Source organism: Ramlibacter sp. (assembly GCF_035706265.1).
Taxonomy (GTDB): Bacteria; Pseudomonadota; Gammaproteobacteria; order Burkholderiales; family Burkholderiaceae_C; genus Ramlibacter.
This window is the reverse complement of the sequence record NZ_DASSVG010000285.1, coordinates 1-10,617: the sequence shown is the minus strand read 5'-3', so window position 1 is coordinate 10,617 and position 10,617 is coordinate 1. Positions and strand designations below refer to the sequence as shown.

Here is a 10,617-nt window from a genome sequence, read left to right as displayed (position 1 = left end):
TCCCACACTGCAGGCGCAGGACGGGTTTGTCCGCCTCCGGAAGTAAAGGGGGAGGCGCGGGCGCGGCGACAGGTGGGGGCTGAGCGCTCATCCGCGCCGGAGGACATGGAGGAGGCGGACAAATCCGGCCTGTGCCGGACCGAGGGGCACCGACGCAGCGCGGCACACAAGGCGCGATGGACTCGTGTCACGCGCTGCACGCGTCCCCTGGGCCCCCGCCTGCACGGGGGTGACGGGGCGCCCGTGCATACTCATGCCCCTGATGTCCAAGCTGTCCCGTTGGCTCCCCTTCCTGAACTGGCCCCGACCCGATGCGCAGTTGCTGCGCGGCGAGGCCGTCGCGGCGGTCACCGTCGCCGTCGTCATGATCCCGCAATCCGTCGCGTACGCCGGCCTCGCCGGCATGCCGCTGGTGACGGGCCTCTACGCCACCTTCCTGCCGGCGCTGCTCGCCGTGCTTTTCAGCGCCTCGACCCGGCTCTCGGTCGGCCCCTCGGCCCTGAGCAGCGTGCTGGTGGGCGCCTCCCTGATCGGCATGGCGGAGCCGGCCAGCGCGAGCTGGGTGGCGCTGGCCGTCTGGCTCGCGCTGCTGGCGGGCGGACTGCAGATCCTCGTCGGCGCCACCCGTTCCGCGTGGGTGCTCAACCTGGTGAGCTCGCCGGTGCTGGCCGGCTTCAGCCAGGCCGCGGCGCTGCTGATCATCGCCTCGCAGCTGCCGGCGCTGATCGGCCTCGAAGGCTCGCTCGGCCAGCTGCTGCACGCGCCGCGCATCGACGTGCAGGCGCTCGCGTACGGCGTGGTGAGCCTCGCGCTGTTCGTCGTCGCGCGCCGCGTGGCGCCGCGCCTGCCGATCATGCTGATCGTGCTGGCGGCCTCGGGGCTGCTCGCGTGGCTGACCGGCTATTCGAAAGGCGGCGCCGTGGTCGGCCCGTTGCCGCAGGGCCTGCCCGACTTCTACTGGCCCGGCTGGCCCGGCTGGGACCAGTTCTCCACCCTGCTGCCCGCCGCGCTCGTGCTCACGCTGGTGAGTTCGCTGGAGATGGCCGCCAGCGCCAAGATCGAGAGCCAGCGTGACGGCAAGCGCTGGGACGCCAACCAGGACCTCGTGGGCCAGGGCGTCGGCAAGCTCGCTTCGGCCTTCTCCGGCGCCTTCGCCACCAGCACCTCCTTCTCGCGCTCGGCGCTGACGCTCTACGCCGGCGCGCGAACGGGCTGGGCGACCGTGTTCGCCACCGGCTTCGTGCTGCTGGTGCTGCTGCTGCTCACCCCGGCGCTGTCGCACGTGCCGCGGGCGGTGCTGGCCGCGGTGGTGGTGGCCGCCGTCTCCAGCCTGTTCAAGCCGGCGGTGTTCGCCAAGCTGTGGGGCATCGACAAGGTGGAGGCGGCCACGGCGGGCGCGACCTTCGCCGTCACCATCCTCTCGGCGCCGCGCATCTACTGGGGCGTGCTCACCGGCGTGCTGATCGGCCTGGCCTACTTCCTCTACCTGCGGCTGCACCCGCGCATCATCGAGGTGGGCCTGCACCCGGACGGCAGCCTGCGCGACCGCCACCTGTGGAAGCTGCAGCCGCTGGCGCCGCACCTCTACGCGCTGCGCATGGACGCGGAGCTGGACTTCGCCTCGGCCACCGACATGGAGCGCGCGATCGTGGAACACCTGGCCGTGCACCCGGAGGTGCGCGACATCTGCCTGTTCGCGCACCCGATCAACCGCATCGACGCCACTGGCGTGGAGATGTTCGGCCAGTTGCGCAAGACCCTGAAGGAGCGCGGCATCACGCTGCACATCAGCGGCATCAAGCTGCCGGTGGAGCGCGTGCTGCAGCGCGCCGGCGTGATCGCGCCCGATCCGCTGCTGAAGCTGTACCGCACCGACAACGAGGCGCTGCACGCCTTCGGCACCCTGCAGAACCACGAGGTGCTGGCCCAGCCTATTTCGGACGAGGACGTGCGAGATTCCGTCCAGGCGCGCTGAGGCGGCCCTGCCGGAGTTCGGCCACCGCCTGGGCCAGCGCGCGGGCGGCGTTGCGCACCTCCTCCTGGAAGGCCTCGTCGCGGTCCAGCGCCTGGTGGCTGGTCGCATACGGCTCGTAGTAGCCCACGTAGCGATCGAGCCGGCTCGTGGGGCCGGCATCGATCAGGCCCATCCAATCGAGCTGGTCGCACAGGATGCGGCGCGCGCCGTCGATGCCGGCCACGTCGCCGTGCACCACCACGCCGTAGGCGCGGCCGGCCAGGTGCTTCGGGTAGTTCCAGCCTTGCAGCTCCAGCGCCTTGGCCTTGGCCGGGTCCTTGCCTCCGGTGGCGGTGGGATCGGGGTTGCCGCCGTCGGCGCAGACCAGGCGGTCCAGCATCAGCTTGATCGGGCTGGAGGTGGCGTACCAGTGGGTGGGCGTCACCAGCAGCACGCCATGGGCTGACACCCAGCGTTCATAGATCTCCGCCATCCAGTCGTTGACCTGCTGCGTCGCGTGGTTGGGATAGCAGCTGCAGGGCCAGTGGCACAAGGGCATGGCGGTGGAGACGCAGCCCTTGCAGGGGTGGATGTGGCGGTCGAAATCCGAAGTGAGCTGGCTCAGGTCCAGCAGGTCCACCTCGGGGCCTTCCGCGCGCAGCGCCTCCTGCGCGATGCGCGCCAAGCGGAAGCTCTTGGACATCTCGCCCGGGCAGGTGCCGTCGTTGCGGGCCGCACCCGAGATCACCAGCACGCGCGAGGGCGTGGCGGGATCCTCCCAGCGCGCCTGCGCGGCCAGCAAGCGGTTGCGCGTCTCGTACCACTCCACGGACAGGTCGTAGTCGGGGTCCTGGAATTCCTTGCCGGCCTTGCGCGTGACCGGGGCCTTGCGGCCCTGGCTGTAGGCCTCCCAGGCGATCGCCTCCAGCCGGGCGATGGCTTCGTCCTCGCCGCGGTAGGCCGGGTCGAAGAAGCGGGCGCGAAAGCGCGCGCGGAATTCCTCGCGCGGATGCAGCCCGCCCCATTCCCCCTTGCGGACCTCGGGCGACTCGCCGGCCATGGCAGCTCCTGGAGTGCGGATGCGGCAAGCCTAGCGGAAAGCGCCGTGCCGCGGGGCCGGCCGCTCAGGCGCTCACGATCCAGCCTTCCAAGGGGTCGAGGTCGTCCGGCAGCCCGTAGCGCGGAGCACCGTGGCGCGCCGCCCATGCGGCCTGCACGAGGCACAGCACGGCATCGAGGCTGTCGCCGCTGGCGTCCTCGGCCAGCGCGTCGCGCTGCGCATGCGTGAGTTTCAGGCGCAGGCCCAGGCGCGAGCGGCCCTGCTCCAGCGCGGTGATCAGGTCCTTGCGGGCGATCAGGCGCTCGGGCGTCTGCTTCGCCTTCTCGTCGCTCTTGTAGCTGCGCCGCGCGATCAGCTCGCGCGCCAGCAGGCCCGGGTACGCCTCCAGCGCGACGCGCTGCGGATCGCCCTCATGCAGGCCGGGGATGTGCACGCCCGCCTGCAGCAGCAGCGGCACCGCGGCGTGCAGCATGTAGGCCACCGGCGGGTTGACCCACTTCATCGACGGGCTGGAGCCGGCGAGCTTGTCGAAGCGCCGGTGCGCGAACTTGGCGCCGGCCGGACGCGCCGCGCAGTAGGCGGCGAAAGTCGCGCGGATCTGTGGCCGCGTGAGGCCGGCGTAATGCCGCATGCAGTCGCGCCAGTCGGTGGGCCAGCCCAGGTGCTCCACCAGCGCGCGCGGCAGGCCGAAGGGAAAGTCGAAGCCGCCGATCCAGGCCTGCGGCCGGCGCAGCCACTCGCCGAAGGCAGCGAGCGACTCCAGCCGCTCGATGCGCGCGAGCTGCACGCGCCCGCCCGCCTCCTCGCCCAGGGCCAGCAGGATCGGCTTGCGCCGCGTGGGGGTGCTGGAAAAATCGCAGCCGAGCAGCAGCACTCAGCCGCGGCCGCAGATGGCGGCGGTGGCCGCCAGGTCCTCCAGCAGCGACATCGAGGCCCGGCCGGAGACGGCGTACGGGTCGAGCTCGGGCTTGGCGGAGTATTTCAGCAGCGTGCTGGAATTGAGCTTGGAGACGTTCACCTGCCCCATGCTCCAGCCGCCGAAGCGGCGTTCGAGGATTTCCTCGTAGTGCAACAGGGCGACGTCCTTGTGGCGCGGGTCCTTCTGGATGGTGGCGAAGAGCTCGCTCACCTCCAGCCGGCCGCCCTCGATGCACTGCAGGAACACGCCGTCGCCGTAGCACAGGATGCCGGTGATCCCGCAGGCCTGGTTGTGCTCCCGCCCTTCGCGCAGGATCGCTTCGATCGCCTGCTCGCTGGCATCCACGGCGCGGCTGCAGTACAGGAGGCGAACCAGCATTTCGTTTTTCAGTCCTTCTGCGGGATCAGCGCGAGGAATTCGCGGCGCAGCGTCGGATCCTTGAGGAAGGCGCCGCGCATCACCGAGTTGATCATCTTGCTGTCCAGGTCCTTCACGCCGCGCCAGGCCATGCAGTAGTGGCGCGCTTCCATCACCAGCGCCAGGCCGTCGGGCTGGGTCTTTTCCATGATCAGGTCGGCCAGCTGCACCACGGCCTCTTCCTGGATCTGGGGCCGGCCCATGATCCATTCGGCCAGGCGGGCGTACTTGGACAGCCCGATCACGTTGGTGTGCTCGTTGGGCATCACGCCGATCCACAGCTTGCCGACCACCGGGCACAGGTGGTGGCTGCAGGCGGAGCGCACCGTGATCGGGCCGACGATCATCAGCTCGTTGAGGTGCTCCGCATTGGGGAATTCGGTGATCCGCGGGGCCTTGACGTAGCGGCCCTTGAACACCTCGGTGAGGTACATCTTCGCCACCCGGCGCGCGGTGTCCCCGGTGTTGTGGTCGTTGGTGGTGTCGATGACCATGCTGTCCAGCACGGCCTGCATCTTCTCCTCGACTTCGTCGAGCAGCTGTTCCAGCTCGCCGGGTTCGATGAAATCGGCGATGTTGTCGTTGGAATGGAAGCGCTTGCGCGCCGCCAGGACGCGCTCGCGGATCTTGACCGAGACCGGCGTGCCCTCGTCGGGCGCGATCTGGCTCAGCTGGCTGGACGGATCGGCTTTCATCAACATGGTCAACTTTAACACCGGGTGGTTGGCGACCCCCCATGGATGCTACGAGCCCAGCAAGCGTTCCAGATCCTGCAAGGTATTGGCCTCGTGCAGCGGCTTGTCGTGCCGGATGCGCAGCATGCGCGGGAAGCGCACGGCGATCCCGCTGCGGTGGCGGCCGCTGCGCTGGATGCCCTCGAAGCCCAGCTCGAACACCAGCGCGGGCCGGACGCTGCGCACCGGGCCGAATTTCTCGAGGGTGCTGCGGCGGATCAGGGCGTCCACCTGGCGGAATTCCTCGTCGGTCAGGCCCGAATAGGCCTTGGCGAAGGGCACCAGCTGCAGCTCGCCGGGCTGGGGCGGCTCCTTGCGAACCATCTTCTGCACCACCTCGTCGACCTCCTCGCGGCCGGCGGGGGCGCGGTTCCAGACGGCGAAGGTGTAGTCGGTGTGCACCGAGGAGCGGCGGCCGTGCCCCGGCTGGGCGTAGACCAGCACGCAGTCGATGGTCATGGGATCGATCTTCCACTTCCACCACAGGCCTTCGGCCTTGGTGCGGCCGGTGCCGTAGGCCGCATCCAGGCGCTTGAGCATGAAGCCCTCGACGCCGCGTTCGCGCGACTGGGCGCGCTTGCGGGCGAAATCCAGCCAGGAGGCTTCCCGCTCCACCGGCGAGACGGGAATGGGCGTGCCCGCGAGCAGCGCTTCCAGCCGGGCGCGGCGCTCGCGCTGCGGCAGCGCGCGGACGTCCTGCCCGTCCTGCTCCAGCAGGTCGTAGGCCATGAAGGTGACCGGCGCCTCGGCGAGGATCTTCTTGGTCACGTTCTTGCGGCCGATGCGCTGCTGCAGCAGGGCGAAAGGCGCGGGCCGGCCCACCGGCGCGCCGGTCTGCGGATCGGGCTCCTCCTTCCACACCAGGATCTCGCCATCGAGCACCGTGCCATCGGGCAGCGTGCGCGCCAGTGCCTCGATCTCGGGGAAGCGCTCGGTCACCAGCTCCTCGCCGCGCGACCAGACCCAGGCCTGGCCGCCGCGCCGGACCACCTGGCCGCGGATGCCGTCGTACTTCCATTCGACCATCCAGTCGTCCACCGGCCCCAGGCGGGCCGCGAACACCTCCGGCGGGGCGTCGAGCTGGTGGGCGAGGAAGAAGGGATAGGGCTGGCCCGCGTCGGGCTGCTCCGCGGCGCCCTCTTCCGCCTTGGCGACCAGCGCCTCGTAGCGCTCGGGCGAGGGCATGGTCTTGCCGTCGGTGTAGCCCATCATGCGCTGGGCGACCCGCTTGGCGTCGACGCCGGCATGGGCCGCCAGCGCCCGCTGCACCAGCAGCTTGCTCACGCCGACGCGGAAGCCACCGCCCACCAGCTTGGTGAGGAGGAAGCGGCCCAGCGTGTCGAGCTCCCACCAGTAGGTGCCGACGCGCCGGGCCACTTCGTCCTCGGGCAGGCCGCGCAGGGGCAGCAGGCGCTCCTCCACCCATTCGGCCAGGCCCACGTCGGAGGGCGCGTCGCCGCGCGGCAGCACCAGGGCGATGGTCTCGGCGAGGTCGCCGACCTGCTGGTAGCACTCGTCGAACAGCCAGGGCTCGATCTGCGCCAGGTAGCAGGCCAGGCTCACCAGGGCGCCGGTCTTCACCACCTGGCGCGGCTTGCCGCCGGCCAGGAAGTACACCGCCCAGGCGGCGTCGCGCGCCGGCGCCTCGTCGAAGTAGCGCGTGAGCGCCTCCACCTTCTCGTTGGTGGAGGTGGTGGCATCCAGCTCGCTGAAGAGACGGGCGAAGCGCTTCATGGGAGGATGGAGGCCGTCAAAACCCAACTTCCGGACGCAGAGGACGCAAAGGGTACGCAGAGAACGCAAAAGAAAACCTTCAAGAGTCTTCCTTGTCTCTTTTGCGTCCTCTGCGTATCTTTCGCGTCCTCTGCGTCCGGAAGTTCGTATTTCACGCGCCTCCCTCAGGCAACTGCAAATCCGCCTCGACCACGTCGTCGCCGTATTCGGTGGCGAAGGCTTCGGCCTGCAGGCCTTTCTCGCGCAGGTGGCGCACCATGGCGGGGGCGCTGCCGTGCGTGACGATCACGCGCTGCGCGCCGGTGGCGGCGATGGCTTCGTGCAGGCCGGGCCAGTCGGCATGGTCGGAGAGCACGAAGCCGCGGTCGTAGCCGCCCCGGCGGCGGTTGCCGCGCACCTGCATCCAGCCGCTCGCGAAGGCCGTCTGCGCATCGCCGAAGCGGCGCAGCCAGGGGCTGCCGACGGCGCTCGGCGGGCAGACCACCAGGCAGCGCCGCAGGTCGGCCTTGTCCTGGATCTCGGTGACCATCGCCGTGTCGGGCAGCGCCACGCCGGCGGCGCGGTAGGCGTCATTGAGCGGCCGCACCGCGCCGTGCACCACGATCGGTGCGATCGAGGGGTCGATGCCCGCGAGCAGCCGCTGCGCCTTGCCGAAGCTGTAGCAGGCCAGCACGCTGGCGCGGCCATGGTCCACGTTGCGGGCCCACCAGGTGTTGATGTCCGCGAACACCTCCTCGTCCGGGCACCAGCGGTAGATCGGCAGCCCGAAGGTCGACTCGGTGATGAACACGTCGCAGCGCACCGGCTCGAAGGGCGTGCAGGTCGGATCGGGAGCCACCTTGTAGTCGCCACTCGCCACCCAGATCCGGCCGCCGTGCTCCAGCCGCACCTGCGCCGACCCCAGTACATGGCCGGCCGGATGCAGCGAAAGCGTCACGCCGTGATGCTGCACCGTCTCGCCGTACGCCAGCGTCTGCAGCGAGATCTCGCCCAGCCGCGCCCGCAGCACGCCCTCGGCGGGTGCGGCCGCCAGGTAGTGGCCGTGGCCGAAGCGCGCGTGGTCGGAATGGGCGTGGGTGATCACGGCGCGCGCCACCGGCCGCCACGGGTCGATGTAGAAATCGCCAGGCGGGCAATAGAGGCCCTCCGGGCGCTGCACGACCAGGTCGGCGCTCACAGGTACTTCTTTCCCTGGATCGCCAGCAGCGTGCGCATCACCACCAGCGCCAGCCGTTCCTTCAGGCGCTGCAGCGGCGGCCGGCGCTCGTAGGCGGCCGGGTCCATGCGGTGTCCCTCCTCGCGCATCGCCGCCACCAGCCGCTCGCGCAGGCGGCCGGCGAAGCCGCGGTCCTCCAGCACCACGTTGGCCTCGCGCGCGAGCAGCAGGCTCAGCGGATCGAGATTGGACGAGCCCACCGTCGCCCAGCGGCGGTCGATCACGGCGACCTTGGCATGCAGGAAGCTCGGCGCGTATTCGTGGATCTCGACGCCGGCGCGCAGCAGGGCCCCGAACACCGGCCGCGCGGCGTAGTACTGCATGAAGTACTCGTAGCGCCCCTGCAGCAGCAGGACCACCCGCACGCCGCGGCGGGCGGCGTTCACGAGCGCGCGGCGCATGCGCCCGCCCGGCACGAAGTAGGCGTTGGCGATCAGGATCTCCTCGCGCGCGCGGCCGATGGCGCGCAGGTAGGCGCGCTCGATGACGGCGCGGCGGCGCAGGTTGTCGCGCAGCAGCAGCGCGGCGCGCACGTTGCGGTGCTCGGTGCCGCGCGGCGCCGGCCGCGGGGGAACGCGGGCCGTGGTGGCGCGCAACAATCCGAGCGCGTCACCCAGGTGCGCCCGCCGCAGCTGCCCCATGGCCTCGATGCGCGACCACTGGCGCACGATGGTGGCGTGCATCTCGGCCACCAGCGGCCCCACGACACGCAGCGAGAAGTCGAAGCGCGGCGAGGTGAGCGGGCCATGGTTGGGATCGTGGAAGTCGTCCAGGATGTTGATGCCGCCGCAGAAGCCGACGCTGCCGTCCACCACGCACAGCTTGCGGTGCAGCCGCCGCCACTGGCCCGGCCACAGCAGGCCGAAGCGGCCCACCGGCGAATACACCACCCATTGCACCCCGGCGTGGTCGAAGCGGGCGCTCCAGAAGGGCGGCACCTCCGGCGTGCCGGCGCCGTCCACCACCAGCCGCACCAGCACGCCGCGCCGGCCCGCCCGCTCCAGCGCATAGGCCACCTCGGCGCCGCTGCCGGTGAAGTCGAAGATGTAGGTTTCCAGCAGCACCTCGGTGCGCGCCGCGTCGATGGCCGCCACCAGGGCCGGAAAGAATTCCCGGCTGCCCTCCAGCAGCTGGATCTGGTGGCCGGGGCGCAAGGGCGGAACTGCGTGCGCCATGCCTCAGAGCCTGAATTCGGCGATCAGGGGCAGGTGGTCGGACATGCGCCACCAGATCCGCCCGCGCGGGATCTCGATGCCCGCCGCCTTCATCCCGCGCCCGTAGACGAAATCGAGCTGCGTGATCGGCAGCCGCGAGGGATAGGTGCGGACGCGCTCGCCGGCGAAATCGTGCAGGCGCAGCTTGTTCATCAGCGGACGCAGCTTGGCGCCCCAGTCGTTGAGGTCGCCGGCCACCACCAGCGGCGCCTTTTTGGGAACCTCGCGCTCGATGTAGCGCCCGAGCTGTTCGACCTGGCGCACGCGGCTGCCGGCGATCAACCCCAGGTGCAGCACGATCACGTGCACGTGGCGGCGCTTGACCAGCACCTGCACGTGCAGCAGGCCGCGCTGCTCGAAGCGGTGGTCCGACATGTCCTCGTGGCCCTGCGAGACCACGGGCCAGCGCGAAAGCACGGCGTTGCCGTGCTCACCGTGCTTGGTGCGGGCGTTGGTCTGGTAGACGGCGAAGTAGCCCTCGGGGCACAGGAATTCCGCCTGCGGCAGCTCGGGCCACTGGGTGAAATAGCGCTCCTCGCGCCGGTGCACCTTGCGCACCTCCTGCAGGCACACGATGTCGGCATCGAGCTGCTCCACCGCATGCCCGAGGTTCTGGATCTCCAGCCGCCGCACCGGCCCCAGGCCCTGCACGCCCTTGTGGATGTTGTAGGTGGCGATGCGCAGGACCGTCATGGGGCGAAGTCGGGCAGCATCAGGATCGCCTCGGCATTGGAGGGTGAGAAGCAGGCGTCGGCGGCTGCGCGGTAAGGCAGCCACTGCCAGGCCGTGTGCTCGCGCGGGTTGAGCGTCACCGGCGTTCCGGCCGGCACGCACAGGCCGAACACGTGTTCGCGGTTGCGCGTGATGCCGGGCGCGTAGCGGTGCAGGTAGTGCGGATAGATGTCGTAGACGTTCTCGAGGCCCCAGTCGGTGAGCGTGCCGAGGGCGCAGTCGATGCCCGTTTCCTCGCGCACCTCGCGGATGGCGGTGGCCTCGAAGGGCTCGTCCTCGCTGTCCTTGGAGCCGGTGACCGACTGCCAGTAGCCGGGCGAGTCGGTGCGGTTGATCAGCAGCACGTCGAGCGCCGGCGTGTGGATCACGACCAGGACGGACTGCGGGATCTTGAACGGCTTGGACATGGCGCTGAGCCCAAGAATATCGTCATTCCCGCGCGGGGGGCTGACGACCTTCAAAGCTGCGTGCTGCTTCGGGACAGCGGGCGCCTCCTGGTCCGGCCGGGAGGGGTGTTGTCCGTTTCCCCCTCTGGGCCGGCCCGGAGGGGGTTTGTCCGTCTCCTCCATGTCCCCCGGCGCGGATGGGAACCGTTGCCCGTCATGACAGCGCGCCCGCGCCTCCTCCTTTACTTCCG

Annotated in this window: 10 protein-coding genes; 1 reads left to right on the top strand and 9 read right to left on the bottom strand. The window is 70.4% G+C overall.

Annotation, left to right across the window (positions count from 1 at the left end; translation table 11 throughout):
• The first annotated feature begins 262 nt into the window (after positions 1–262).
• Positions 263–1,975 (top strand): SulP family inorganic anion transporter, encoded by a 1,713-nt coding sequence (locus tag VFM98_RS10490; protein WP_414709012.1) that lies wholly within the window; start codon positions 263–265, stop codon positions 1,973–1,975.
• Here VFM98_RS10490 and VFM98_RS10485 read toward each other — a convergent pair.
• The 9 genes from VFM98_RS10485 to nudB form a co-directional block, all read right to left on the bottom strand.
• Entirely contained in the window at positions 1,932–3,014 is a 1,083-nt protein-coding gene (locus tag VFM98_RS10485; RefSeq protein ID WP_325109867.1) for a flavodoxin family protein, read from the bottom strand. The two genes, VFM98_RS10490 and VFM98_RS10485, sit on opposite strands and share 44 nt — an antisense overlap.
• Positions 3,015–3,078: 64 nt before the next feature.
• The gene (locus VFM98_RS10480; RefSeq protein WP_325109866.1) at positions 3,079–3,888 is read right to left on the bottom strand and encodes a DUF429 domain-containing protein; all 810 of its coding nucleotides are present in this window, start codon (positions 3,886–3,888) and stop codon (positions 3,079–3,081) included.
• Complete coding sequence (locus VFM98_RS10475; RefSeq protein WP_325109865.1) at positions 3,889–4,311, bottom strand: BLUF domain-containing protein; 423 nt, start codon at positions 4,309–4,311, stop codon at positions 3,889–3,891.
• 8 nt (positions 4,312–4,319) lie between these two features.
• Complete coding sequence (gene folE, locus VFM98_RS10470) at positions 4,320–5,051, bottom strand: GTP cyclohydrolase I (protein ID WP_414709011.1); 732 nt, start codon at positions 5,049–5,051, stop codon at positions 4,320–4,322.
• A 42-nt stretch (positions 5,052–5,093) separates the two neighbouring features.
• The gene (locus tag VFM98_RS10465) at positions 5,094–6,818 is read right to left on the bottom strand and encodes an ATP-dependent DNA ligase (protein WP_325109863.1); all 1,725 of its coding nucleotides are present in this window, start codon (positions 6,816–6,818) and stop codon (positions 5,094–5,096) included.
• Between the two features lie 151 nt (positions 6,819–6,969).
• The gene (locus VFM98_RS10460) at positions 6,970–7,995 is read right to left on the bottom strand and encodes a ligase-associated DNA damage response exonuclease (protein WP_325109862.1); all 1,026 of its coding nucleotides are present in this window, start codon (positions 7,993–7,995) and stop codon (positions 6,970–6,972) included.
• Positions 7,992–9,209, bottom strand: a complete 1,218-nt coding sequence (clsB, locus tag VFM98_RS10455; protein ID WP_325109861.1) for a cardiolipin synthase ClsB — start codon at positions 9,207–9,209, stop codon at positions 7,992–7,994. Before clsB ends, VFM98_RS10460 begins: the two co-directional genes overlap by 4 nt.
• 3 nt (positions 9,210–9,212) lie before the next feature.
• The gene (locus VFM98_RS10450; RefSeq protein WP_325109860.1) at positions 9,213–9,941 is read right to left on the bottom strand and encodes an endonuclease/exonuclease/phosphatase family protein; all 729 of its coding nucleotides are present in this window, start codon (positions 9,939–9,941) and stop codon (positions 9,213–9,215) included.
• Complete coding sequence (gene nudB, locus VFM98_RS10445) at positions 9,938–10,387, bottom strand: dihydroneopterin triphosphate diphosphatase (RefSeq protein ID WP_325109859.1); 450 nt, start codon at positions 10,385–10,387, stop codon at positions 9,938–9,940. Before nudB ends, VFM98_RS10450 begins: the two co-directional genes overlap by 4 nt.
• Between the last annotated feature and the right edge of the window lie 230 nt (positions 10,388–10,617).